Annotated in this window: 24 protein-coding genes; 9 read left to right on the forward strand and 15 right to left on the reverse strand. The window is 43.7% G+C overall.

Annotated features, from left to right (window positions below; genetic code table 11):
- Positions 1 to 180: 180 nt before the first annotated feature.
- From thiS to H2245_RS03940, 4 genes are all read right to left on the reverse strand, one after another.
- Positions 181 to 381, reverse strand: coding sequence for a sulfur carrier protein ThiS (gene thiS / locus H2245_RS03925; protein WP_182406068.1), 201 nt, complete (start codon positions 379 to 381; stop codon positions 181 to 183).
- Between the two features lie 99 nt (positions 382 to 480).
- On the reverse strand, positions 481 to 852 hold the full coding sequence (locus H2245_RS03930) for a DUF423 domain-containing protein (protein ID WP_182406069.1): 372 nt from the start codon (positions 850 to 852) through the stop codon (positions 481 to 483).
- A gap of 119 nt (positions 853 to 971) precedes the next feature.
- Positions 972 to 1,835 carry an RNA polymerase sigma factor RpoH gene (gene rpoH, locus H2245_RS03935; protein ID WP_220464377.1) on the reverse strand — a complete coding sequence of 288 codons (864 nt, stop codon included), beginning with the start codon at positions 1,833 to 1,835 and terminating at the stop codon, positions 972 to 974.
- A gap of 269 nt (positions 1,836 to 2,104) precedes the next feature.
- Positions 2,105 to 2,602, reverse strand: coding sequence for a sulfurtransferase TusA family protein (locus H2245_RS03940; protein ID WP_182406071.1), 498 nt, complete (start codon positions 2,600 to 2,602; stop codon positions 2,105 to 2,107).
- Positions 2,603 to 2,984: 382 nt separating this feature from the next.
- Here H2245_RS03940 and H2245_RS03945 point away from each other — a divergent pair, with 382 nt between their 5' ends.
- Positions 2,985 to 4,718 (forward strand): M48 family metalloprotease, encoded by a 1,734-nt coding sequence (locus H2245_RS03945; protein ID WP_259365070.1) that lies wholly within the window; start codon positions 2,985 to 2,987, stop codon positions 4,716 to 4,718.
- Between the two features lie 80 nt (positions 4,719 to 4,798).
- Here the strand turns inward: H2245_RS03945 and H2245_RS03950 are convergent, their stop codons facing one another.
- Positions 4,799 to 5,245, reverse strand: coding sequence for a GatB/YqeY domain-containing protein (locus H2245_RS03950; protein ID WP_182406072.1), 447 nt, complete (start codon positions 5,243 to 5,245; stop codon positions 4,799 to 4,801).
- Positions 5,246 to 5,501: 256 nt separating this feature from the next.
- Entirely contained in the window at positions 5,502 to 5,717 is a 216-nt protein-coding gene (gene rpsU / locus H2245_RS03955) for a 30S ribosomal protein S21 (protein WP_182406073.1), read from the reverse strand.
- 452 nt (positions 5,718 to 6,169) lie between these two features.
- On the opposite strand from rpsU, the gene H2245_RS03960 reads away from it, so the two are divergent.
- From H2245_RS03960 to crcB, 4 genes are all read left to right on the forward strand, one after another.
- Positions 6,170 to 6,727: a cytochrome c5 family protein gene (locus tag H2245_RS03960; protein WP_259365071.1), complete on the forward strand. Its 558-nt coding sequence runs from the start codon at positions 6,170 to 6,172 to the stop codon at positions 6,725 to 6,727.
- A 335-nt stretch (positions 6,728 to 7,062) separates the two neighbouring features.
- Positions 7,063 to 7,587 (forward strand): cytochrome c5 family protein, encoded by a 525-nt coding sequence (locus tag H2245_RS03965; RefSeq protein ID WP_182406074.1) that lies wholly within the window; start codon positions 7,063 to 7,065, stop codon positions 7,585 to 7,587.
- Between the two features lie 118 nt (positions 7,588 to 7,705).
- Positions 7,706 to 8,755: a tRNA (adenosine(37)-N6)-threonylcarbamoyltransferase complex transferase subunit TsaD gene (gene tsaD / locus H2245_RS03970; protein WP_182406075.1), complete on the forward strand. Its 1,050-nt coding sequence runs from the start codon at positions 7,706 to 7,708 to the stop codon at positions 8,753 to 8,755.
- A 73-nt stretch (positions 8,756 to 8,828) separates the two neighbouring features.
- Positions 8,829 to 9,200: a fluoride efflux transporter CrcB gene (gene crcB / locus H2245_RS03975; protein WP_182406076.1), complete on the forward strand. Its 372-nt coding sequence runs from the start codon at positions 8,829 to 8,831 to the stop codon at positions 9,198 to 9,200.
- An 8-nt stretch (positions 9,201 to 9,208) separates the two neighbouring features.
- Here the strand turns inward: crcB and H2245_RS03980 are convergent, their stop codons facing one another.
- The 4 genes from H2245_RS03980 to potA all read right to left on the reverse strand — a co-directional run bounded on the left by H2245_RS03980 (position 9,209) and on the right by potA (position 13,179).
- Positions 9,209 to 10,099: a LysR family transcriptional regulator gene (locus H2245_RS03980; protein ID WP_182406077.1), complete on the reverse strand. Its 891-nt coding sequence runs from the start codon at positions 10,097 to 10,099 to the stop codon at positions 9,209 to 9,211.
- A 106-nt stretch (positions 10,100 to 10,205) separates the two neighbouring features.
- On the reverse strand, positions 10,206 to 11,045 hold the full coding sequence (potC, locus tag H2245_RS03985) for a spermidine/putrescine ABC transporter permease PotC (protein WP_404944654.1): 840 nt from the start codon (positions 11,043 to 11,045) through the stop codon (positions 10,206 to 10,208).
- Complete coding sequence (gene potB, locus H2245_RS03990; RefSeq protein ID WP_182406078.1) at positions 11,045 to 11,923, reverse strand: spermidine/putrescine ABC transporter permease PotB; 879 nt, start codon at positions 11,921 to 11,923, stop codon at positions 11,045 to 11,047. Before potB ends, potC begins: the two co-directional genes overlap by 1 nt.
- Positions 11,923 to 13,179 carry a spermidine/putrescine ABC transporter ATP-binding protein PotA gene (potA, locus tag H2245_RS03995; RefSeq protein ID WP_182406079.1) on the reverse strand — a complete coding sequence of 419 codons (1,257 nt, stop codon included), beginning with the start codon at positions 13,177 to 13,179 and terminating at the stop codon, positions 11,923 to 11,925. Before potA ends, potB begins: the two co-directional genes overlap by 1 nt.
- A gap of 425 nt (positions 13,180 to 13,604) precedes the next feature.
- Here potA and H2245_RS04000 point away from each other — a divergent pair, with 425 nt between their 5' ends.
- The gene (locus H2245_RS04000) at positions 13,605 to 14,240 is read left to right on the forward strand and encodes a carbonic anhydrase (protein ID WP_182406080.1); all 636 of its coding nucleotides are present in this window, start codon (positions 13,605 to 13,607) and stop codon (positions 14,238 to 14,240) included.
- 53 nt (positions 14,241 to 14,293) lie between these two features.
- A complete protein-coding gene (gene gloA / locus H2245_RS04005) occupies positions 14,294 to 14,854 on the forward strand; it encodes a lactoylglutathione lyase (RefSeq protein ID WP_182406081.1) in 561 nt (186 codons plus the stop codon).
- Positions 14,855 to 15,005: 151 nt separating this feature from the next.
- On the opposite strand, the gene H2245_RS04010 is transcribed toward gloA, so the two are convergent.
- The 3 genes from H2245_RS04010 to ribA all read right to left on the reverse strand — a co-directional run bounded on the left by H2245_RS04010 (position 15,006) and on the right by ribA (position 17,540).
- A complete protein-coding gene (locus H2245_RS04010; protein WP_182406082.1) occupies positions 15,006 to 15,476 on the reverse strand; it encodes a cytochrome c in 471 nt (156 codons plus the stop codon).
- Positions 15,477 to 15,738: 262 nt separating this feature from the next.
- Positions 15,739 to 16,713 (reverse strand): oxygen-dependent coproporphyrinogen oxidase, encoded by a 975-nt coding sequence (gene hemF, locus H2245_RS04015; RefSeq protein WP_182406249.1) that lies wholly within the window; start codon positions 16,711 to 16,713, stop codon positions 15,739 to 15,741.
- Between the two features lie 107 nt (positions 16,714 to 16,820).
- The gene (ribA, locus tag H2245_RS04020) at positions 16,821 to 17,540 is read right to left on the reverse strand and encodes a GTP cyclohydrolase II (RefSeq protein ID WP_182406083.1); all 720 of its coding nucleotides are present in this window, start codon (positions 17,538 to 17,540) and stop codon (positions 16,821 to 16,823) included.
- A 506-nt stretch (positions 17,541 to 18,046) separates the two neighbouring features.
- On the opposite strand from ribA, the gene dxs reads away from it, so the two are divergent.
- Together dxs and H2245_RS04030 are read left to right on the forward strand one after the other, a co-directional pair.
- On the forward strand, positions 18,047 to 20,098 hold the full coding sequence (dxs, locus tag H2245_RS04025; RefSeq protein WP_182406084.1) for a 1-deoxy-D-xylulose-5-phosphate synthase: 2,052 nt from the start codon (positions 18,047 to 18,049) through the stop codon (positions 20,096 to 20,098).
- 334 nt (positions 20,099 to 20,432) lie between these two features.
- The gene (locus tag H2245_RS04030) at positions 20,433 to 21,260 is read left to right on the forward strand and encodes an inositol monophosphatase family protein (protein WP_182406085.1); all 828 of its coding nucleotides are present in this window, start codon (positions 20,433 to 20,435) and stop codon (positions 21,258 to 21,260) included.
- 140 nt (positions 21,261 to 21,400) lie between these two features.
- Here the strand turns inward: H2245_RS04030 and H2245_RS04035 are convergent, their stop codons facing one another.
- Positions 21,401 to 22,801, reverse strand: coding sequence for a wax ester/triacylglycerol synthase family O-acyltransferase (locus H2245_RS04035; protein ID WP_182406086.1), 1,401 nt, complete (start codon positions 22,799 to 22,801; stop codon positions 21,401 to 21,403).
- A gap of 138 nt (positions 22,802 to 22,939) precedes the next feature.
- On the reverse strand, positions 22,940 to 23,764 hold the full coding sequence (locus tag H2245_RS04040; RefSeq protein ID WP_182406250.1) for a thiazole synthase: 825 nt from the start codon (positions 23,762 to 23,764) through the stop codon (positions 22,940 to 22,942).
- Between the last annotated feature and the right edge of the window lie 319 nt (positions 23,765 to 24,083).

Consider the following 24,083-nt stretch of genomic DNA (forward strand, 5'->3'; position numbering starts at 1 on the left):
TACTAATGAGTTCCTATAATGTGAGGAAAATTAGTTAATAAAAAAGTAGTAGGTAGTCGAGTAATTAGCAAAAAAAGAAAGACCGCAAGCGTATGATACGTTTGCGGTCTTTTCTGTGACGTAAATTGCAAAAAATAATACCTTAATAAAGTTTTGAACAATGTAAATAGCAACTAATATTTAACCACCACCAACCGCCTGTACCACCTCGATTGTCATTCCCTCTACAATACCCACTTTATCAAGCTCACTTTTAGGAATCAACTCGCCATTGACTTCAACAGCATAGCGACCGGTACTCAAGCCCATCTCATTCACCACCATTTGTACTGTTTGATGGGTAGTTTGCAATATTTTTCCGTTGATACTGATTGTACTCATAATAATTCTTCCTTAATCAATGCGACTATCCTTTATAAATCAAATTATGACTATTAGCTATTATTAGAAACCATGCCTTCATCAACGTGCTTTTACGAATTAGCTTGCATTGGTAGAGCGAAACGCGGTTACTGCCAGCCAGACCCAACCCGCTATCATCAGCACGCCACCGATAGGCGTAATCGCGCCAAACCAACGCGGCGCACCAAGGGTCATCGCAAATAAGCTACCCGCAAAAATAATAACCCCAATTTGTAATAACCATGCCGTTGACTGTGCTGCAATGTTGAGGCGTATCAATACCCCGACCAGCAATAGTCCTAAGGCATGGATAAACAAATAAAGGGTTGCCGTATGCCACCATTCTAACTGCTGTGCATCGACCAGATTTTTAATACCATGCGCGCCGAACGCCCCTAACGCCACTGCAATAGCAAGATTAAGTGCGGCAATACCTATCCAATTCACCATTGTTAACCCTTCATCACTTTTCAATTGGCTGCCTAATCGGTCGCTGCTTAAAATTCGCCTTTGCGCAAACAGTCATTCATTAATATTTAATCCAATACTATGCTTTTATAAAAGTTTAATTACTGAATGTCATCTGGCAAAATCACGCTATCAATAGTCATGGCTTCACGAATTTTATCCATCGCGTTTTTTTCAATTTGGCGTACGCGTTCAGCTGATATTGAATAAACAGCGGCAAGCTCGTGCAAAGTAGATTTTTGCTCGGACAACCAGCGCTGCTCAACAATATCACGTGAACGCTCATCCAAGGTATCCATAGCGGCTATCAACGCGGAGGAATTATTTTCTTCCCAGTCTGCTTCTTCAACCATTTCCGCAGGATCAATACCGTCTTCTAAGAACAGTTGCGGTGCATAACGACCATCATCGTCATCGCTAGTTTGGGTTTCAAATGAGGCATCATAAGAGGTTAGGCGCGATTCCATCTCTAGTACTTGCTTGCGCGTGACGTTTAAATCTTGGGCGATGGCATCTGCTTCTTCTAAAGTCAGCTGATTATTGGTCTTTTTTAAGCTCCGCAAATTAAAAAACAATTTGCGATGGGCTTTGGTGGTTGCTACCTTAACAATACGCCAGTTACGAATGACAAATTCATGAATCTCAGCCTTAATCCAATGTACGGCAAAGGATACCAAGCGCACGCCCTTATTAGGGTCAAAGCGTTTAACCGCTTTCATAAGACCTAAATTGCCTTCTTGAATTAAATCGGCTTGCGGTAATCCGTAGCCTGAGTAACTGCGAGCAATATGAATCACAAAGCGCAGATGCGACATGACCAATAAACGTGCCGCTTCGACATCGCCTTCATCATAATAACGATGGGCAAGCTCTTGTTCTTGCTGCGGCGTTAAGATAGGAATCTGATGTACCGTATTAATATATGCGCCAACGTTTACCCCAGGTGCTGATAAGTGAGTCGGCATGGTAGGGACTAAATCGCGGGTACTGGTATTTTCAAAAGCAGTGGCATCATAAGGCGGACGTTCAGCTGCTGCCTTTAGCGCTGCATCGCGTGCTGGATTAGATTCAGGAGCAGGGCTGTCGCTATGTAGTGTTTTTATCGAGTCAGTAGCCATAGTCTTGACCTTGATTAAAATGGAATAAGTAAAAGTTTATCAATTAAATGTTGTTATCTTGGTCACGCGTAGCACATTAATATGCTGATAGCCTTAATTGTAAAGGATAGCGCGACTCAGTTGGTATCGGTTTTGGTAATGATGAAGTGAAATATTGTATCGGGCTTGGGCGTATCTAAGCAGTTATCAGCCACGCTACTGGTCACTTGATTGAGTATTAATGTTAAAGCATGAGTGCCACTTTGCTGGGTTTGCTGACAAAATGCCAAAATGTCCGCTCGTGAATTGGGGTCGGTTGCAACCACATACAGCGACTCTCCACTATTAACGTCACGCAATGCAACTTTGGTTTTTAATAATGGCATAGGGCATGCCAAGCCACGACCATCGACCATATTTTTAATAATTACCGACTCGTCCATTATCGCGGCAGATTCTGTCGCGCTTTCATCAAGTAGCTGCACTTGAGCAAGATGTATGTTAGCAATGCATTCGGCTGGCAATAGCTGTAACAAAGTCACAGCAGTTTTCTGTAGGGGCACTGCCAACGTCTGCGCCAAATGAATAAAATATGGAGCGTGTAGCGTAAGCGTAGTTTGTTGGGTAGCGGTCATAATAAAACCCTTAAAATCTTAAATGTGGTTTTTCTTTATATTGTATTGCATGAGCAGCTTTTAGTTATGTTTATTGTCGATTGACTATTATAACAAATCCTAGCTGAGCAACTACAGTCGATTGGACGTCCTGTCATCAACGCTGTTATTGAAATAATTAATGAGGCGCGTGTCTTTGTATAGATGTGAAAAAGCTTAAGTCAGGGCTTAAGTCAGCATAAATAAAAAAATATTCAGGAAGGCAATGTTGCCCAAAGATAACGCATTACTTAGATATTGGTAGTGCGCAGCAGGTTAAAATTGACCAATGACTTGCAAGCTCGTATTATCAAAAATGATGAGTTGACTACTAGACATTTGACTAATAAGAAAGGATGGGCACATGAACCCTGTTAATCGTTCTGCGTTAAATCGTGCCTTAATAAGTAAGCACCCGATACCACCTTTAGTTGGTTTACCTCATGCTTCATTCTCTTGTCTGCCGCAAGTTCTTTTATATCCAGGTATAGCGAGACGTTATAGCAGATTAGTAGTCATGGCGACAATTATGAGTGGGACGGTAGGCTTTAGTCAGGTAAGTCATGCTGCGGTAGCCTTGGCAACGGCAGCAACGAATGCGCCCAGTTCATTTAATAATATGATGGTAAGCTCATGGCAAAAGCCACCAGTTGTAGAGCTTACGCTGCCAAGTTTACAAGGGCAAGGGCTAAGCTTTGCCGATCAATATCAAAATAAACTCATCGGTGAGTGGTCACTACAAAAAATCAATGGTCAGGCAAAAATGGAGCATGACCCATGGATTCAAGAAACAATCAAAGGGATGACTTGGCGACTTAATGCCCAAGCCCGGCAGCAAGCACCGCTTGGCGTGGTGATTCTGGATAATCCCAGTATTAATGCCTTTGCCGCGCCAGGCGGGGTGATTGGTATTAATACCGGTACTATCCTTGCTGCCAGTAGTATGGATGAGCTCGCAAGTGTGGTGGCACATGAGGTGGCACACATTAGTCAGCGCCATTATGAGCATGGTGCTGATGAGCGTCGGCAGGCGTTATTAATACAAGTCGGTGGCATGTTGGCAGCGATTGCGGCATCAGCTGTTGATAGTGGTGGCGATGCGGCCGCTGCAGTCATGATGGGAAGCCAGACCGCTGCGATGAATAGCAGTATGGCGTTCAGCCGAAATAATGAGCGCGAGGCGGATCGGGTAGGTATGCAGATTATGACTCAAGCGGGCTACGATCCGCGCGCCATGCCGAGATTTTTTGCGACGATGAATCAAAAAAGTCAGCTCAATCAAGTTGCCAATCGATTTTTACCCAGCTTTGTACGCTCGCATCCTTTGAGTAATGAGCGTTTAAGCGAAGCACAAAGCCGCGCCCAGTATTATCCTGCGTTATCACTTGCTCAGCAACAACGTCACCAAGCCTTATTCGATTTGCTGTATTGGCGGGTTCAAGTAACCGGTAAGCATGTCTCCCAAACCTCACTCACCACTGCTGCGAAAAATAGCGTTGGTGCCAAAGTCGCCTTACTACTTTGGTACGCTCAGCAACAGCGCTTTACCGAGGCTGCGACTATCATGTCACAGCTCAATACCTTGCCAGATAACGAGCGCCAAGCGTTAGAGCCACTATTGTCGATTACTTATAGCCAAGTGTTAACGGAACAAAATAAGTGGCAACAAGCAGTGGATGTGCTCATTCCTCAGCAGCGCCTTTATCCTGAACGGCGCGATTTGCGCTTGTATTTGGCTGAAGCATTAACCAATAATAATCAGCCGACTGATGCTCAAATACTCCTCAAAACCCTAACTCAGCAGCAACCCAGCGACCGTTACGCTTGGCAAAGTTTGCAGTTAGCCAATGAAAAAATTGCTAAAACATCAGCATCAGCGCCGCTTGCGCGCATTGCCACTATTAACGCGCTACGCTATCGCGGTCAAGACCAGCTGTGGAATGGCCGCTATGATGCTGCGCTCATCTCTTTAACCCAAGCTCAGCAATTAACTAAAAATATGCCAATCGCTGAACAAAGTAGCAGCGCTCGACCCTTATTAGCAAACATTACCCAAGAAATCAAAAACGTAAAAACCGCCAAAGACTATCAGCCTTAAGCGGTTATATGGTGCGGTTAGTTGTTAGCAGCGTAAGCAATATCATTAATTCACATGACGCAAAGCTGACTTATTAACATTTATTGCAGCGCTTGCTTGACCAGTTTTGATATAATCGCTGGATCGGCACGTCCTGCAGTTTTGGTTTTTAACACGCCCATAACCGCGCCCATATCACGCATGGATGTTGCACCTTGTGCGGCAATTTCTGCATTGACCAATGCGGCAATTTCCGCATCATCCATCTGCGTTGGCATGAATTGATTGATAATATCAATTTCAAACTGCTCTTTCACCGCCAAGTCGTCACGATTGTTTTCAGTAAAAATCGTTAATGACTCCTGACGCTGTTTTAACTGTTTTTGCAGCACATCTAATACATCACTATCATCAAGTTGGGTTTGGCGATCAATCTCAATTTGTTTGATGACCGCTTGCACATTGCGCAATACCTTTACGCGCTCAATATCATGAGCTTTCATTGACTTGATAATGTCGTCTGCAAGGCTTTGTTTAAGTGGGTTCATGATCGCTTCTCTTCCTTATAGGATTAAACACAGTAGGCTTAAGTACACTAGGTTTAAATACAACGGATTTAAACACTAAGCTAAAAATACCACAATAAAAAGTGTAGCATAAAAAACGCCACTGTCATCAATAGATAGCAGTGGCGCTCATATAACTGGTTGTGCTTAGGGTCTTTTTACCAATACCCTCATTGGCTTAAGTGACAAAAGAATGATAGCAATCAAATAAATAACCGCTTATCTTCCGTCATTAAGATTAGTACATACGCGTGGTACGGATAGTTTCGCGTTGTAGTTTTTTCTTATAACGCTTTACGGCAGCTGCTTTTTTACGTTTACGCTCTTGCGTTGGTTTTTCAAAAAATTCACGTTTGCGTACGTCAGCTAAAACGCCTGCTTTTTCACAAGCACGTTTGAAACGACGGATAGCGATGTCAACTGGTTCGTTTTCTTTAACCTTAACTGCAGGCATGAAGACTCCTTATGAGGATGAGATATAAAGGCATTAGTCTGGCTGTATAATAGTAGGTAGCGACAATATCTCAAGATTGCACACATCAGCTCAAACTAGGATAATCTTGTGCAATAGCACAAGGGTGGTCATTCTAATAAAAAATGGTAATAAAGTCAAAGCCTTTCATGTATATCATCCGTACACTTTATTAGGTAAAACGTTAGATAAAACGTAGATTGTGGTTTATCTTTTAACTTTATTATGGCAAATTAACCCTATTATTGAGTCAATTAGTACGACCTTAATAGCGGATATATCATTGATAACTAGACGATAAATGGTCGCGAAATAACTGATAAAAAATCCTCACTGTCTATAACGATTTGGTTTCAGTTTATGCTATGATAATTTCCTTGTCAGAGCAGTCGGCATCTTTACGCTTTTTTGTCAGTTTTATTAAGGATATTGGGATGAAAAAATCGGTATTAAACACGTCGCTACGTATGGTCTTAGGGACAGTGTTTGCGGTTACACTTGGCATCAGCATCAGCGCTTGTAGTGATGATAAAGAAGTCGCTCCATACGGTCAGGTGCTGGCAGTGGATCGTGTAGATGCCGCCGCTGATCTCGCTCGTAAAAATGCCCCGAAAGCAGAAGAAATGGTTTTTGAAGCAGCAGCTCCAGCGGCAGCCGACGATACAGCAACAGCTGCTGCAGCCACACCTGAACCTGATAGTGCGGATGCCGCATCTGCAGAAACAGCTACGGCTGTTCCAGTAGCCGCAACTGACAATGCAGGCGAGCAACTTTATAATGCTCAATGTATGGCATGTCATGCGACAGGCTTGCTCAATGCGCCTAAATATGGCGACGCTGGAGCTTGGGCACCACGTATTGCAAAAGGTAAAGACACTCTTTATACGCACGCGGCAAAAGGTTTTAATCAGATGCCACCACAAGCAACCAATGGCGTTACTGAAGATCAGATTCATGCTGCCGTTGACTATATGGTCGCTGCTGCCAGCTAATTTATATTGAAGATAAATTTTTATTATTTATAATTAGGTATTAATAAACAGCTATTTAATTACCGATACTACAATTAACAAAATTAACATCTACGTTGCAACTCTGTTTTAGTTTTTATAAGACTAATACCTCATCACTTATATAAGCTTCCCCTGACCGCGATGACTTCTGACTATGAAGTCGGCGCGGTAGACCCACAGTGAGTCAAGCGCAAAAGCGTATTGGCGACATCAACACTTGTAAGAACCGCAACATGTAAGAACCGTAGTAAGCATGGAATAAAAAAGTACTACTCAAAAAACGCTCACTTAACCCAACCGGCAAAGGAATGAACATGGACATCAACCAGCAACTTATCAATAAAAAATCGCTAAATATAGCGGGAAAACTAACGTGGTCAGCGCTAGGTCTTAGCGCTATGCTTGCTCTAAGTGCTTGTAGTGGCGATAAAGCGGTAGAAGAACCTGTGGTAGAAGACGTACCAGCCGTTGAAGTTGTCGAAGAACCTGTAGTAGAAGAAGCACCAGTGGTTGAAGCTGAGCCAGTAGTTGAAGCAGCACCAGTTGAAGAAACAGCTACTGCTGAAGCAGAAGGCGCGGTTGCTACTGAAGTATTAGCAGCAGATGCTGGTGAGCAGCTTTACAACGCCCAGTGTATGGCTTGTCATGCCGCTGGCTTGCTAAATGCGCCTAAATTTGGTGATAAAGAAGCATGGGCACCGCGTATTGCTAAAGGTAAAGACACTTTGCATATGCACTCTGCTAAAGGCTTCAACCAAATGCCAGCTCAGGCTGCTAACGGTGTAAGCGAAGCACAGGTCTACGCTGCAGTAGATTATATGATTGCCGCTGCTAGCTAATAGCAGTCAGTAAATATCAGCCATTGAAATACCAGTGACTGCAATACTGGCTATTGAAATTTGTTAAAATGACCGTCATTGTGTTCTGCAATGACGGTTTTTTTATGAAGGTGAGTGCATGAAAGTATTGGGTTTAGAAACCTCGTGTGATGAGACGGGTCTGGCGATTTTTGATAGTGAGCTGATAGACAGTGACAATAAGGGTCTGCTTGGGCAAGTGCTGTATTCACAAATAGAACTGCATGCCGTCTATGGCGGGGTTGTACCTGAGCTTGCCAGCCGCGATCACATTCGTAAATTGGTACCGTTATTTCATGAGCTGTTAGATCAATGTGGCATTAGTAAACATGAGATTGATGCCATTGCTTATACTAAGGGACCTGGCTTGATTGGTGCGCTAATGACGGGTGCATTATTTGGGCGCAGTTTGGCTTATGGATTAGGAATTCCGGCAATCGGTATTCATCATATGGAAGGGCATTTGCTCGCGCCATTGATGGGCGCTAATCCGCCAGCTTTTCCTTTTGTTTCGTTATTGGTATCTGGCGGTCATACGTTACTTATTGCTGCACAGGGCGTTGGTCAGTATGAAATATTGGGCGAATCCATTGATGATGCCGCAGGTGAGTGTTTTGATAAAGCGGCAAAAATGCTGGGGCTAGAATATCCTGGTGGACCTAATATCGCTAAACTTGCCGAAACTGGCAATCCTAATGCTTACCAGTTACCGCGTCCGATGTTGCATCGCGGTTTGGACTTTTCCTTTAGTGGTATGAAAACAGCAGTGCACAATCTTATTAAAGACACTGCTGGCTCAGGGACAGGCTCTGATAGTGACCCACAAGTACGGGCTGATATTGCCGCCAGTTTTCAGCATGCCATGGTCGATACCTTAGTAAGAAAGTCAATTAAAGCTTTAAAACAAGCAAATATGAGCCGCTTAGTGATTGCAGGCGGGGTGAGTGCCAACCGTCATTTGCGTGACACACTTGAAACGGAATTGGCTAAAATAAATGCGACCGTTCACTATGCGCCGCCCGCGTTATGTACCGATAATGGGGCGATGATTGCTTATGCGGGCTACGAGCGCTTGCAAGCTGGACAGTCAGATGATTTGGCAGTGACTTGTGTGCCGCGTTGGCCGATGACAGAATTACCAGCAGTGTAATCGTATTTATTGATACATTTTATTTTATAAGCGCTAGTTCATTATTGACAGTGATTAAGACAAGGATAAAATTATGCAGTGGCTTGCCATTGGTTTAGGGGCAGCACTTGGCGCGTGTTTGCGGGCGTGGCTAGGGCGCTTTAATCCGCTACACAGTTGGATACCGATAGGGACGCTTAGTGCCAATATCTTAGGGGGCCTGCTGATAGGTCTAGCTGTGGTATGGTTTCAGCGTACCGGCAGCATGCTATCGGTCAATGTAAAAATGTTTATTATCACTGGCTTCTGTGGCGGATTGACCACCTTTAGTACCTTTAGCGTTGAAGTCTTTAGCTTGATAAATGCAGGACGTATGCTTGCTGGGCTTGGATTGGTCGGTCTGCATGTGGGACTGACATTATCCGCAACTGCGCTTGGTTTTTATTTATTTAGAGGTATTTTATAAGTATTTGCCTACAACGGCTTAACAATACCTTCCAATAAGTTGGCAAAGCCTTGCATATAGGCGGTATCTTGACTGGACGTGCGCGTTGCTGCATACAGCTGACAATGGACGCCGTCGCCGAGCGGACGCGATACTACCCAGCCTTTTTTCTCATAATCGCTCACTACCCAATCAGGTAAAGCAGCAACGCCACGCTCACTAGCAACCAACTGAATCAGCATGGCTGTCAATTCTGTCGTACGGATTTGCTTAAAAGTAACCTGCGCTGGCGTCATAAAGTTAGCGATAATATCAAGGCGCTTGGCTTCAACAGGGTAGGCAATCAGTGTTTCAGCAATTAAGTCTTCCGGACTTATAAAAGCTCGCTCAGCCAAATCGTGCATCGGTGACAGTACCAAACGACTCTCATACTCAAATAACGGCTGATAGCTAAGCCCGTCAATCGGCAAGTTACTGGTGGTAATCAGTAAATCGATATCGCCTTCTAGCAATAAATGATGCGGTTCCGGTTCAAAACCTGTGGCAAAGTCCAGCTCCACATCTGACCACTCGCGACGATAGTGATTCAGTATCGGCATTAACCAGTCAAAACAGCTGTGACATTCAGATGCCAAGCGTAATCGTCCTGCTTGCCCGTGCGCTAAGCGTTTGAGATTGGCTTTGGTACGATTCACTTGTGGCAGGATATTGTCGGCAAGCGCCAATACTGCCTTTCCAGCTGGGGTAAAAGTAATTGGACGAGTGCGCCGATTGACCAAGCTTATATCGTAGTAATTTTCCAGCTCTTTAAGCTGATGTGACACCGCAGAAGCCGTGACGTGCAGCTCATCAGCAGCGGCTGCGAGCGAGCCATGCGCCCGCAACGCGGTTAGGGTATTAAGATGACGAAGCTCTAACATAGGATAACCATAGCGCTAATAAATACAAATATGAGGTGAATAAAATTCATTATAAGTAATTTTATGCTGATTTTCACTCAAAGATTGGCAATGACTCAATAAAGCACTAGCGTCGACGTAATAGCAGCTGCGAGATAATAACCAATATTAATGAGGCAGCAAGCAATAAAGTACCAATAGCATTAACTTCAGGCTTTAGTCCTACGCGTACCATAGAATAAATGCGGAGTGGCAAAATCTCATAGCTGGGACCCGTCACAAAGGTCGAAACCACCACATCATCAAGGGATAAAGTAAACGCCAATAGCCAACCTGCCAATACCGCAGGCAAGATAACCGGAATCAGTACCGTGCGTACCATCGTGGATTCACTCGCGCCCAAATCTCGAGCCGCTTCCATCAAGCGCTCATCCAAACTGCTTAAGCGTGCAAACACAGTAATCACCACAAACGGCAAGCAAAAGGTAATGTGCGCCAATAGTAACGACACAAAGCCCAATTGCAGCCCAATAAGTAAAAATAGCGCGAGTAACGATATTGCCAACACAATCTCAGGCGACATCATCAACACGAATAATAGACCGTTTAATAAACCTTTACCGCGAAAATTATAACGGTGCAGCGCCAATGCCGTTAACGTGCCAATCAAGGTCGAAACCGTTGCCGCAACCAAACCCAACACAATAGAATGCCAAAAAGCGTCTAACATGGCTTGGTTATTAAACAGCGATTCATACCACTTTAAGCTAAAGCCGCCCCAGTTATAGCCGATTTTAGACTTGTTAAAGGACATGACGACTAAGACAATAATGGGCAAATACAGTAAGGTATAAATAAGACCAAGATAGCTTTTAGCTGCGATACTGCCAGCACTTGCCATTTTAAATGCCTGTTTTTGATTCTTTTGTTTAGGCAACGATGCGCGGTCTAGTGGACTGTCAGACATTATGCCACCTCATTAAAATCGGTTTTGCCAATCCGGCGGCTACTGGCGCGATAGGCAAGTAACAATACCGCCATTGCGAGCGTTAGTAACACGCTTGCAGCAGCACCAAAAGGCCAATCACGCGCATCTAAGAATTGGTTTTTAATAATATTACCAACGAGTAAATTGCGTGAACCGCCTAAAATATCTGCCACGTAAAACATGCCCATTGCTGGCAGTAATACCAACAGCACACCTGAGATAATCCCCGGCGTGGTCAATGGCAATATCACATGCCAAAAAGTCTGCGTTTTTGTCGCGCCCAAATCTTGCGAGGCAAGCAGCATATCATTGCGCAAATCAGTAAAGACGGCATATAACGGCAACACCATAAACGGAAATAACAAATAAGTGAGTCCGGCAATCACCGCGCCTTGCGTATATAAAATATCAATCGGCGCATCGATAATGCCGACTGCCAGTAACGCTTTATTAATCAGCCCGTTATTGGCAAATAGTAATTTAAGCGCATAAGTACGCACTAAAGAATTGGTCCAAAACGGCAAAATTAACAGCATCATGAGTAACGGCTGCCAACGCGCTTTGGTTTTAGACACAATCCATGCAAACGGGTAGCCGAGCAGCAGACAAATCACAGTGGTAATGCTCGCCATCCATAATGAGTGTACAAACACATCAAAATAAAGCGGATCAATCATGCGCACATAGCTGTCGATACTGACGGGTAAGCTGATAAACGCGCTGCTATCACGGGTTAAAAAACTGACCGCTATCACTAAAATATTTGGCAATAAAGCGAAAATCAGTAGCCAACCCCATATTAGCCATAAGGTTGCCGTGCGAAAAGGACTTTTATTACTTGAATTAAAGCCCGCCATTAGAAGCTATCCTTTTGCATAGCTAGCGATTCTTCATTAGGTAATACCCATTCCCAACCATCAACCCAAGTGACTTTTACCGGCTCATTTATTTTATAATCAAAGCTGGGATCATCTTCATCAAAAAACTCAGACGCTTTAATAATATGTCCGTTGTCCAGCTTGATAATAGAATCTAAGGTGCTGCCTTTATAATTACTCTCAATCACGCGTCCAATCAGACCCGTGCGCGTGCTGTCATTAACATCATAAATGCGCAAATCTTCAGGGCGTAATAATAAATTAACAATATCGCCGACTTGAACCTCTTTATCAAATTTTGGACGGCGCAAATTACGTAAGATTGCTGGCTTTTCTTGCGCTTCGCATACTTCGACTTCGATGCGTCCATTGGTGACCTTGCCATCACGGTCGGGTTGGTCAAGATAAATGCCTTTGACTTCTGCTTTAAAAAGGTTGGTCTCACCGATAAATTTGGCGGTAAATAAATTTGCCGGATTTTCATAAATCTCAATCGGTGTACCAATTTGCTGAAACTTACCATCTTTCATCACCGCAATACGGTCTGACATCGACAGTGCTTCTTCTTGGTCGTGGGTGACAAAAACAAAAGTAATGCCAAGCTCGCGTTGCAAACGCTTCAGCTCTGACTGCATTTGCAGACGTAATTTATAATCAAGCGCTGATAAGGGTTCATCGAGTAATAAGAGTTTGGGTCGATTAATAACTGCGCGCGCGATAGCGACTCGTTGCTGCTGACCGCCCGATAAATCTTGCGGGCGACGATTGGCTAAATGCTCAAGCTGTACCATTGCTAACATCTCGCGCACACGAGTTTGAATTTCGTCTTTTGAGACTTTTTTAATCTTAAGACCATAGGCAACATTTTGCGCCACAGTCATATGCGGAAATAATGCATATTGTTGAAACACGGTATTTACAGGACGCTTATCAGCGGACAACCCTGCCATTTGTACGCCATCTAAATAAATTGCGCCTGCTGTTGGCTGCTCAAAGCCTGCGATTAAACGTAATAACGTAGTCTTACCACAGCCTGAGGGTCCCAATAACGTTAAAAACTCACCGTGTTTAATATTAAGATTGATGTCGCTTAAGACTTCCGTGTCATCGTAGGTTTTTTTAAGATGGGTTACTTGTAATAACACATCGTTTGGCACAGTATTCGTACTGTTTGCCTGAGAGTTGGCTTTTAATGCCGTATTAGTTGCGTTCAAGCGCGCAGGCGAGTCAGTCATGGAGTAAATTCCTAAAATGCCAAAATATCAACGCCATTTTCACAAGGCTATTGATGTCAGGTATTTTATAAAAAGTGTGTTTTAATAAAGGTAATTAATCTTTAAATCAGTGAGCCACAATGTTAATGCTGCGTATTATAACAAACCCACTCTGCAAATAAGTGCAAGTTCGTTAGCGGTTACGTGGGTTATACTTTTTGCGTGAATAATATATTGTAATATTAGAAGGCTATATAGATTATGCAGTTGCTCATCGAAAGCCATCTAAAAATTCATTAGTAGAATAAAAATGAACCTAGGTTTTATTATCAAGTTTGTATTCTGATTGCTATACAATCATTTCATAATTAAGAAATATCTACACACATATTCTTCTCATTCTTTTTTTATACCTTACTATTCAGCACCACCAACAAGGATAACTCATGATTGACACACGCCCAAAAACTGGTCAAGAAGCGCTTGAACTGCTCAAAAAAGGCAATGAGCGCTACGTGGACAGCTTGACTAACCCAGACCCCATGACCAAGAGACGACCAGAGCTGACCAATGACCAGTACCCACTGGCGATTATTTTGGGTTGCTCAGATGCGCGTGTGCCGGTAGAGATTGTTTTTGACCAAGGCTTGGGCGATTTGTTCGTCATTCGCGTGGCGGGTAATATCGTTGCACCCTCACAAATTGGCTCAATCGAATTTGCGGCAGAAAAATTCGATACGCAACTGGTAGTTGTATTAGGTCATTCACATTGTGGCGCAGTGACCGCCTGTGTAGAAACGCTTATGGACCCTGAAAAAAATTACTCACCGAATCTGCAATCTATCGTTGATCGTATTCGTCCAAGCGTTTATAACCTGCACGAACTGGCGACTTCTAATGGTAAAGAGGTCGATACCGATGCCTTAATCGACCGTGCCATTCGCGCCAATGTACGTATGTCAGTCAGTCAGCTTAAACACAGCTCACGGGCGCTAGAGGAATTAACCAATAGTGGTCAGTTACTCATTGTCGGTGCAGAATATGATATAGATACCGGTAAGGTACGATTTTTAGAAACTTAATAGCGGTTTATCTTCTTTTACTTTCACTATTCTTATATTTGGAGTAATTTTATATGTCCGACTCTACCTCTAACGCTACGCATATTGACCAACCTAACAGCAGCATTCAGGCAGCAGGTGTGCAGCCGATTGCGGTTGCCACTACTGGCTATACCTTTAATCACACCATGCTTCGGGTAAAAGATCCGGTAAAGTCACTCGAGTTTTATACCGGTGTCCTTGGGATGACCTTATTGGCGGTAAAAAAATTCCCAAAAATGGAATTTGATTTGTATTTTTTAGCTAAGCTGACTGATGAAGAGCGTGAAAATCTGCCTGCCGGCGATGATTTGGCAATTTATGCTTTCCGTCAGCGCGGTATTTTAGAGCTGACCCATAATTATGGTACCGAGACTGAAGACGGTTTTAGCTATCATGATGGTAATGAGGCACCACAAGGTTTTGGGCATATTTGTTTTAGTGTGCCTGACTTAGATGCTGCAGTTGCTTGGTTTGATGACAATAATGTCACCTTTAAAAAACGTCCTGAAGACGGTAGCATGAAAAATATCGCTTTTATCAAAGATGTTGATGGCTACTGGATTGAGATTGTACAAGCTGGTTTGATGAGTTAGCATTTAAGCGTAGTCAGAAAGGTAAATCATTAGAAGTATAAAAAAACCGCCATTTCTATGTTGGAATGGCGGTTTTTTTAACGCGATTAATAGTTGTTTCATTTAGCGTTATTATCTTAAATTATGCTAGATAAGACAAGTTTAGCTATGATTAGTCATCTTTTTTAACTTGATAATCGTCATGGCAAGATTTACAGCTTTTACCAACCGCGCCAAAGGCAGGTTTCACTTCCTCTAACGTCGTTGAATTCTGAGCAACCATATTTAGTTCAGCAGCTGCTTTTTGGAAGTCTTCTGAGGCGCTAATAAAACCTGGATTATCACTCCAGACTTCTGGTTTAGCGTTACCAACTGCTTCGGTATCTTCAAAGTGGCTCCATGGGGTTTTAGATTCGCTGTCTAAAAAAGCCGCCTGTTCTTTAAAGACATCAATATCAAAGGTATCAGGTTCTTTCACCATGCCCCCCATGATTTTTGCCGCATCGCCATAGTTTTTCATCACATCTTGACGGGCTTTCACATCAGGATGGGTCGGGGTACACGCCGCTAGACCAAGTACAGCGGTCATTAGCGATATGCTGATAAGAGATTTTAATGAGTTGCTGGTATGAACCTGTGCCATATGAAGACTCCTTTATAATTGGCTATTAATGGACGTATGAGACGTTATATGTCCAAAATTAAGTGGCTATTAGTTATCTTTTTATGAATATAGGTCGTGAAACCAATGATCATTATAGAAGTAAGGCATTACACTATAAATATAGCGCTAAGCTAATTTTGCTATAAAGAAAGGTCAGCCTTGATAGCTGACCTTTCTTTATTATGTTACAGATGTTTGCTTTTATTGCTTAACACCTAGACTATCATTATGCCGTTCTAGACTATAATGTCAACCAATCTTGTGGTTTTAAATAGTAATCGGTTAATTCAAATTCCGCGGTTCCGGCAGCAGGCTCAAAGCGATAGTGCCAGCTGGCAAGGGGTGGCATGCTGACCAAGATGGATTCAATACGCCCATTACTTTGTAAGCCAAAGAGCGTACCACGGTCATAAACTAGGTTATATTCCACATAGCGTCCACGACGATACAGTTGAAATTCACGTTGTTCGTCCGTATAAGGGGTGTTTTTACGCTGCTCAAAAATTGGCAAAATACCCTCAAGATAGCCATTGCCAACTGCCTGCATCAATTCAAAACAGGTGTCAAAATCCCAGCCACGACTTTCAGTATTCACATCATCATAAAACAAGCCGCCAATACCGCGTTGTTCATTACGATGACGTAGATGAAAATACTCATCACACCACTGTTTAAAATCCGGATAAATGCTGTCACCAAAAGGCGCGCATATATCATGACAGACTTGATGCCAATGTTTACAGTCGGCTAATACTGGATAAAAAGGCGTTAAGTCAAAGCCGCCACCAAACCACCAAATTGGCTCTCTATTAGCCGCTTCAGCAATGAACAAACGTACATTGGCATGGCTAGTCGGTACATGAGGATTTGTCGGATGTACCACCAGCGACACACCCATGGCTTGTGCTCTACGTCCGGCAATATCAGGGTGGCGCGCGGTGGCAGAAGCGGGCAAGTCATGTACATGAATATGACTAAACATAATGCCTGCTTTTTCAATCACCTTGCCGTCAGCCAAAATACATGAGCGACCGCCGCCACCTTCTGGACGTTCCCAATCGTCAGGCACAAATGTTGCTGTGCCACCACCATCCGCTTCTTGCCCTTCTAATGCTTGGCAAATGCGCGCCTGCAAATCAACCAAAAACGCCCGTACGCGCGCGATATCTTGCTCGGTTGGCGTGGTTTCTGTCGTTAAGGTTACAGTAGCTGGCATGTCTGCGTTAGCGTCATTTTTACTGGCATTATTAGTAGTTGTCGGCTTCATAGTGGCTGTGCTCATAAAGATATTGGTTATAAAAATGCTGATAATTTTAGTTTGTATTACAACTCTTTATCAAAAAGATGACCCATTCGATCGCGCTTGGTTGCCAAATAACTGGCATTGACTTCATTAACCCCGACCAATAACGGAACGCGCTCAACCACCCGTATGCCGTTCTCGATTAAATAGGCAACCTTATCCGGATTATTAGTAATCAGTCGCACCTCAGTAACACCAACATGTGCAAGCATCGCCCCGCACATCTCGTAGGTGCGTGCATCCGCTGGAAAACCCAACATTAAATTGGCATCTAACGTATCATGACCTTGGTCTTGTAAGGCATAAGCGCGAATTTTATTGGTCAGTCCAATACCGCGACCTTCTTGACGAAGATATAAAATGGCCCCACAGCCAGCTTCTTGAATGGCTTGCATCGCTGCATTAAGCTGAGGTCCACAGTCGCATTTAAGCGAGCTAAAGGCATCGCCTGTGAGGCATTCTGAATGTATTCGTACCAGTGGCGCGATAGCTGGGGTATTATTATTTGAATTGCTGGCAGAAGTTTCCGTTAATTTTTCGATCGTGACTGTATTCGTTAAAGTACTGTTTAGAGTGTTCGTTGTTTTGGTTATTATGCTTTGCACTAACGAGGAATCGACCACAGGCAGACCTACGGTAAGCATCACTTGCTCTTGACCGGCATCATTTTCAAACATGTGAATGTCAAACTCGCCGTGACGAGTGGGCAGTGTGGCGCTGGTAATAAATTGATATGACATTAAGATCCTACATAGACCGTTTATGGTGGCGGTAGAGGGTATAAATATAGCTATTTATCAGTAGAATAGCTATGCTGATATGCTTTTTGAATACAAGTGTTATCATGCACAAGTAGAGCAGTTGCTCTGAAAGGGTTATCCTTTATCTTATCGGTGCGTAAATCACACAAAGTGCACAGATGTTGCACGATGATTTTAGCGATAGTCAGAAAAAAATGCTATTATGCCACACTATTTTAACGGATACAGTGACAAGTCTTTGTCCTTACATTACTGTGTCGTCACTATTCACTGATATAGAAGCACAACAATAGTGCATAATATTGAGAATATATGATGATATGGTGAGCATATCGTCAGCCCTATAAGCTCCAAGCGATTGCCCATTTACGTCAATTAGCTTAAGTTATAGATTATTATATGACGCCATATCAAAACGATAGCGGCGCATCAAAATATGATAAGGCCGTCACCTTGTCAGCAGATTGGTAGGTATTGTACGGTATATGCAGCAGTCAACTCATCCCTCACAGTCTCATTCTCAATCGTCATCAGCTACTGATTCTGCTGTGCCTGCATCCGGTTTGCAGCAGACGTACTCAGTGATACCGCGTACGCGCCCTGTCACGCCGTTGTTGGATACTATTGAGACCCCAGCCGACCTAAAATCCCTCAACACCAAGCAGCTAATTACCTTAGCCGACGAGCTGCGCCTGTTTTTATTGTATTCAGCTGGTCAAAGTGGCGGTCATTTTGGTGCAAATTTAGGTGTTATTGAGTTGACGATTGCTCTGCATCATCTTTTAGATGCGCCTAATGACCAAATTGTTTGGGATGTGGGTCATCAAGCCTATGCGCATAAGGTGCTGACCGGTCGCCGTGATAAGTTAAGTACCATTCGTGCCAAAGATGGTCTGACTGCTTTTCCTGAACGGGCTGAGTCAGTCTATGATACGTTTGGCGTTGGTCATTCATCGACGGCTATTTCGGCAGGGCTTGGCATGAGCTTGGCACTGCGCTATCAGGGTCGTGCGCAAACGGTTGCTTGCGTAATTGGCGATGGCGCAATGACCGGTGGTATGGCATTTGAGGCGATGAATGATGCGGTCCAACAAGACGCTGATCTGTTGGTAGTTTTAAATGACAATGACATGTCAATCTCTTGTTCTACCGGCGGTTTCTCTCGGCATCTGGCTATGCTGTGGGAGTCAGGATATCAGGTTGATATCTCAGAAACTGGTACGCCGGTTTTATGCCCCCGTCCAATGATGGCAGGCTTTGACCGCCGTAAACGCCATACTGAGCAGCGTGCGGTTCCGCGACTAGAAGACAATTTGTTCAAAGCCATTGGCTTTACTTATTTTGGTCCTTTTGATGGGCATAATATCCCTGAGTTGCTACGTGTATTAGCGCGAGCTAAAGACGTTCATGGGCCAGTATTGGTGCATATTTATACTACCAAGGGCAAAGGTTTTGCGCCAGCAGAAGCTGATCCTGTTGGTTATCATGCCATTAATAAGTTACCTGCGGATGACACTGTTAATGCTGATAATAAAGTGGCTATTGATGCTCAACCAAAATCTGCTCCGGCTTTAAAATATTCGCAAGTATTTGGTCAATTTTTATGCGATAAAGCCGTAGAAGATGATAAGTTGCTTGCTATTACGCCAGCGATGGAAGAAGGCTCGGGCATGATTGACTTTGCCCGCCAGTTTCCTGAACGTTTCTTTGATGTGGCAATTGCTGAGCAGCATGCAGTGACGCTTGCTGCTGGTATGGCAACCCAAGGCGTAAAGCCAATTGTTGCCATTTATTCGACGTTCCTGCAACGCGGTTATGATCAACTGATTCATGATGTGGCGTTGCAGAATTTAGATGTGATGTTCGCCATCGACCGTGCAGGATTGGTTGGCGAAGATGGCGCGACCCATGCTGGAGTATTTGATTACGCGTTTTTACGTTGTATTCCAAATATGCTTATTGCTGCACCAAAAGATGAAAACGAATGTTATCAGCTGCTCAATACCTGCTATGAGCATAAGGGTAGTACTGCCGTACGCTATCCGCGCGGTGTAGGTACGGGTGCGACCATTCAACGACCACCCCAGAATTATAAAGTGGGGCAAGCGGTGGTGGAGTCGGTGCTCGGTACTGATAATGCGCCCGTTCAATTGGCGCTACTGGTATTTGGCACGATGGTAGCAACGGCTGAGCAAGCAGCGCAAACTCTTATTCAGCAATACAATTGCCAAGTGCATGTCGTTAACATGCGCTGGGTCAAGCCACTTGATGCCAGCTTGATAGACCGTTTAATTACTCAAGGTGTAACCCATATTGCCACCATAGAAGAGCATGTGCTCATGGGCGGCGCGGGCAGCGCGGTAAATGAGTATTTATTAAATGAGTCTGCTGCCTTTAAAATAAGCCGTCCGGCAATTTGTAATATCGGTATTCCAGACGCTTTTGTTGCCCATGGTTCGCAAGCAGAGCAACTAAGCGACTGTGGCTTGGATTTAGCTGGAGTGACGCGTCAGTTGCAACAACTGCTGTCTTGTTAGAACTCTTGGGTAAACAACTGGTCTAATAAGATAATATATTGATAATAAATACCTTAATTTTTTCATAAGTTTGGAAAATTAATAATAAATACCCACACGCGCTAAAAAATTGATAAAATAGCACGGCGAAATAAAGCGCATGTGTGCCACCTGCTTGCCGTAGGTGTAAATTATTTGACAACTTGGGCAGTAGCAGATAGCAACCATCAGGTATGGCGTGCATGATTGCCATGACGGCGGGTTTTAAGATTATTAATTAACCCATTGTCGCGCAGTGTTTTTTAGTCACAGTACGCAGTTATTCGTATTCATTCATCAAGCAAATAGGTTATATATGGAACCCATGGTCGTTATCGCAGCGCGCGCTGCTGAAAAAGTCGGTAAAGAGATTTTATACGCACATCAAAACCGTCATAAAATTGAGCTGGATATTGAGTCTAAAGGGCTTGATGGTCTGGTAACGCGTATTGATCGTTTTAGCGAAGAGTTGACCATTGAGACGCTAAAAGCCAGCTATCCAACGCACTCGTATTTGGGTGAAGAGTTTGGTATGCAAGAAGGTCGTGGCGAAGATGCCGATTGGTGCTGGATTATTGATCCATTAGATGGCACCAAAAATTTCGTACATGGTGTACCGCAGTTTTGTGTTTCGATAGCCGTGCAGCATAAAGGCGTGACTCAACATGGCGTTGTCTATGATCCTGTCCGTGATGAGATGTTTTCAGCCAGCCGTGGTAAAGGTGCGCGTTTAAATCAGCGCCGTATCAATGTCAGTGAGCGTAAAACCATTGATGGTGGCCTATTTACTACCGGTCATCCGCTTGAGCGTAAGCGCAATGGCGAAGTCATATCGTATGCTAAAGAGCATTTTGAAAGTTTACAAAAAGTGAGTGAAGCGGGTGGTCAGATTCGCCGTTTAGGCTCAGCTGCCCTTGATTTATGTTATGTGGCTGCTGGTCGTTTTGATGGTTATTTTGAGATGTCCATTAAGCCGTGGGATATTGCTGCTGGTGAATTGATTGTGACTGAAGCGCGTGGCGTGGTGGTTGATCATACGGGCGCGCATAATTCTATGGAATCAGGGTCTATCTTTGCCTGTAATATAAAAATGCTCAAACCATTGATGCAAGTGGTTGTTCCTGCGTGGGGCGATGCACTTTAAGCTTATTTGGGAAGCGTATTGTAATCCGTTAACAAGAATACGCTGCGCATAAATAAGTAGTAATAAAAAAGCTGATTTCATATTGAAGTCAGCTTTTTTTATGGGCATTGAAACATGATGTTTTTATAATACTATTTAGGTCAGCCTGCTTGTTTTTCATTACTGATAGCTTCTAAACTAATAGTTTCTAAAGCGCAAAGTTCTTCCTCAATCAATGCCAGCATATCTTGTACATGTGGCAATAGCTTACTACATGCAGTGATACAGAATTCAAGCTTATCCAAATAAGTGGTCAAAGTAATATTCATTGCTTGCCCATCAACGACGATAGAGGCAGGATATAAAGCTTTAAGCGGTGCGCCATTCCAATATAGCGGTTTATCAACTCCAGGTACATTTGAGATAATCAAGTTAAATGCCTGCTTTTTTGGAAACAGCCCAGTTAAGATATTGATGCCCTCCCACGCATAAGTAATGGCACTATAATTGAGCACTTGTGCCTGATTCATGCGTCTAAAACGGCGCTTACCTTTGTTCATACTGTCATGAATCAGCTGCAATCGCCGTATGGGATCATCAAGATGCGTACCAAGATTTGCCAATAAAAATGAAAGTTGATTGCCCGATGCTGATTCATCATTCCGTAGCGACATGGGCACAAAGGCAATCAGCGGCTTTTTGGGTAAGGCATTAATACTTTGTAGATAACGGCGAATCGCACCAGCGCATACAGCAAGAATTACATCATTCATCGTGACATGCAGCTTGTCGGCAATATCGCGAAAGCGCTGCATCTCATAGGACTGAGCGGCTATCCGCCGTGAGGCTGAAATACGCTGATTGAGCACACTCATGGGCGCATCAAAGGGGCTGACATAATCTTCATCATGGCGATTTTTGAAATTATCAATCAACTCAGAACAGACCGGCTTAATGGTCAGTAGCTGCTCTTTAATAATCGAGACAAGTGAGCGCCCATCAGGCAGTATTGCATCGACCTGATTGCGGTGACGGGCCATCAGTGACCATACTGGCAGAGTCATCGGCTCAGTGGGCGACTGCGATAGCGACCTTTGAATCAGCCGCATCGCAGCAATGCCATCGACCAAAGAATGATGAATCTTAAAATATAAAGCAAAGCGTTCAGGACTGCCCTCGAATTCGGGGCAAATGCCTTCAATAACATGACATTCCCACAATGGCATCGCCCGATCAAGTAGCTTGCTGTGCTCTTTTGAGATATACATTAATAGCTCGCGTACGCGGGCAGGCTGAGGCAATGCAACATGACGAAAATGATGCTCGACATGAAAATTTTCGTCTTGTTTCCAAAACAGCAAATGCTCCAGCACCTGATTAAATGGGAAGCTTGGCGGTACGGTAGCAGTCTGCATCTGCTGCACCAATTGGTAAACAAAATTGCAATCGGCAGTTTGCGCCAGCTCAGGCAGTTCAAATAAAAACAATCCACCCACGTGCATGGGCTGCTTACGTGACTCAAGAAGTAAAAATAACTGATCAACTGCCGTCAACAACCGCATAACATGTCCTTTAAAATTAATCTTTAGAATCAATGAGCTGCGCGCTATGCGTGAACACCATTATGGTGCATCGATATGAACAGCAATTAAGTTAAATACGTCTTAGTACTTTTCTATTACCTTTTTATTAAATATGCTTTATTGAAAAAAGTAACCAGTCTGCGGCGAGCTGGCGGTTGCCATTTTTCGCATCGGCATCCGACCTGCTAAGAATGCCTCACGACCTGCCCATACGGCATGTTTCATAGCGTATGCCATCATAACGGGATTTTGCGCACTGGCAATCGCTGAGTTCATGAGTACGCCATCGCAGCCAAGCTCCATGGCAATTGCTGCATCTGATGCTGTGCCGACACCGGCATCTACCAAGACTGGAACTTTAGCATTTTCAATAATAAGGCTGAGCGTATGACGATTCAGCAGACCCAAACCAGAACCAATTAAACTGCCCAATGGCATGATTGCTACACAGCCCATACTCTCTAGTTCTTGCGCGACAATCGGGTCGTCTGAGGTATACACCATGACCTCAAAGCCATCATCAATCAATACTTTTGCTGCTTTTAACGTTTCCATCACATTGGGATACAGGCTTTTTTCATCGCCCAGCACTTCAAGCTTGACCAGATTATGCCCGCCTAACAGCTCGCGAGCAAGCTTACAGGTACGAATGGCACTTTCGGCATCAAAGCAACCCGCCGTATTGGGCAAAATGGTGTATTTATCTGGAGAGATGACGTCAAGCAAGTTGGGCTCGTTACGATTTTGACCAATATTGGTACGGCGAATCGCGACGGTTACAATTTCTGCTCCCGAAGCAGCAATTGCCGCGCCAGTCTCGCTCATGTCTTTATACTTACCCGTGCCAACCAGCAAGCGCGAGGAAAACGTACGACTACCTACCGTAAAAGTATCATTGGTAAGCGGAGAGTGACCAGTAATGAGAGTTGAATCTTGGGTCATGGCTTGCGACATATAAAATCCTAGGACAGACGGGCGATAAAAGCAAAAATAAAATAAAGAACGGTAAGTCAGTTAAAAGAAATAGCAGAAAAAAGTAGGGTCATAAAGATAACATATTAGACTGTATAAACCAGCATGATGCTGTAGAAAGTTATCTATAAAAATGGCAATAACGCGCAAAAGCAGAACTTATCTAAGCATACAAAATGGTAGTATATCAAATAGAGTAGCACTGACGGTTATCCATTATTCAGGTTCATAGGTACGTCGTCAATGACTTTTTATCTTCTTATCAGCAGCGCTATTTGCCCCTTTGTTT

Source organism: Psychrobacter sp. GP33, assembly GCF_014119005.1.
Lineage (GTDB): Bacteria > Pseudomonadota > Gammaproteobacteria > Pseudomonadales > Moraxellaceae > Psychrobacter.

Bases quoted from the DNA above. Each gene is read 5' to 3' on its own strand.
- thiS (WP_182406068.1), bottom strand. From the start codon at position 381: ATGAGTACAATCAGTATCAACGGAAAAATATTGCAAACTACCCATCAA.
- H2245_RS03930 (WP_182406069.1), bottom strand. From the start codon at position 852: ATGGTGAATTGGATAGGTATTGCCGCACTTAATCTTGCTATTGCAGTG.
- rpoH (WP_220464377.1), bottom strand. From the start codon at position 1,835: ATGCCGACTCACTTATCAGCACCTGGGGTAAACGTTGGCGCATATATT.
- H2245_RS03940 (WP_182406071.1), bottom strand. From the start codon at position 2,602: ATGACCGCTACCCAACAAACTACGCTTACGCTACACGCTCCATATTTT.
- H2245_RS03945 (WP_259365070.1), top strand. From the start codon at position 2,985: ATGAACCCTGTTAATCGTTCTGCGTTAAATCGTGCCTTAATAAGTAAG.
- H2245_RS03950 (WP_182406072.1), bottom strand. From the start codon at position 5,245: ATGAACCCACTTAAACAAAGCCTTGCAGACGACATTATCAAGTCAATG.
- rpsU (WP_182406073.1), bottom strand. From the start codon at position 5,717: ATGCCTGCAGTTAAGGTTAAAGAAAACGAACCAGTTGACATCGCTATC.
- H2245_RS03960 (WP_259365071.1), top strand. From the start codon at position 6,170: ATGAAAAAATCGGTATTAAACACGTCGCTACGTATGGTCTTAGGGACA.
- H2245_RS03965 (WP_182406074.1), top strand. From the start codon at position 7,063: ATGGACATCAACCAGCAACTTATCAATAAAAAATCGCTAAATATAGCG.
- tsaD (WP_182406075.1), top strand. From the start codon at position 7,706: ATGAAAGTATTGGGTTTAGAAACCTCGTGTGATGAGACGGGTCTGGCG.
- crcB (WP_182406076.1), top strand. From the start codon at position 8,829: ATGCAGTGGCTTGCCATTGGTTTAGGGGCAGCACTTGGCGCGTGTTTG.
- H2245_RS03980 (WP_182406077.1), bottom strand. From the start codon at position 10,099: ATGTTAGAGCTTCGTCATCTTAATACCCTAACCGCGTTGCGGGCGCAT.
- potC (WP_404944654.1), bottom strand. From the start codon at position 11,045: ATGTCTGACAGTCCACTAGACCGCGCATCGTTGCCTAAACAAAAGAAT.
- potB (WP_182406078.1), bottom strand. From the start codon at position 11,923: ATGGCGGGCTTTAATTCAAGTAATAAAAGTCCTTTTCGCACGGCAACC.
- potA (WP_182406079.1), bottom strand. From the start codon at position 13,179: ATGACTGACTCGCCTGCGCGCTTGAACGCAACTAATACGGCATTAAAA.
- H2245_RS04000 (WP_182406080.1), top strand. From the start codon at position 13,605: ATGATTGACACACGCCCAAAAACTGGTCAAGAAGCGCTTGAACTGCTC.
- gloA (WP_182406081.1), top strand. From the start codon at position 14,294: ATGTCCGACTCTACCTCTAACGCTACGCATATTGACCAACCTAACAGC.
- H2245_RS04010 (WP_182406082.1), bottom strand. From the start codon at position 15,476: ATGGCACAGGTTCATACCAGCAACTCATTAAAATCTCTTATCAGCATA.
- hemF (WP_182406249.1), bottom strand. From the start codon at position 16,713: ATGCCAGCTACTGTAACCTTAACGACAGAAACCACGCCAACCGAGCAA.
- ribA (WP_182406083.1), bottom strand. From the start codon at position 17,540: ATGTCATATCAATTTATTACCAGCGCCACACTGCCCACTCGTCACGGC.
- dxs (WP_182406084.1), top strand. From the start codon at position 18,047: ATGCAGCAGTCAACTCATCCCTCACAGTCTCATTCTCAATCGTCATCA.
- H2245_RS04030 (WP_182406085.1), top strand. From the start codon at position 20,433: ATGGAACCCATGGTCGTTATCGCAGCGCGCGCTGCTGAAAAAGTCGGT.
- H2245_RS04035 (WP_182406086.1), bottom strand. From the start codon at position 22,801: ATGCGGTTGTTGACGGCAGTTGATCAGTTATTTTTACTTCTTGAGTCA.
- H2245_RS04040 (WP_182406250.1), bottom strand. From the start codon at position 23,764: ATGACCCAAGATTCAACTCTCATTACTGGTCACTCTCCGCTTACCAAT.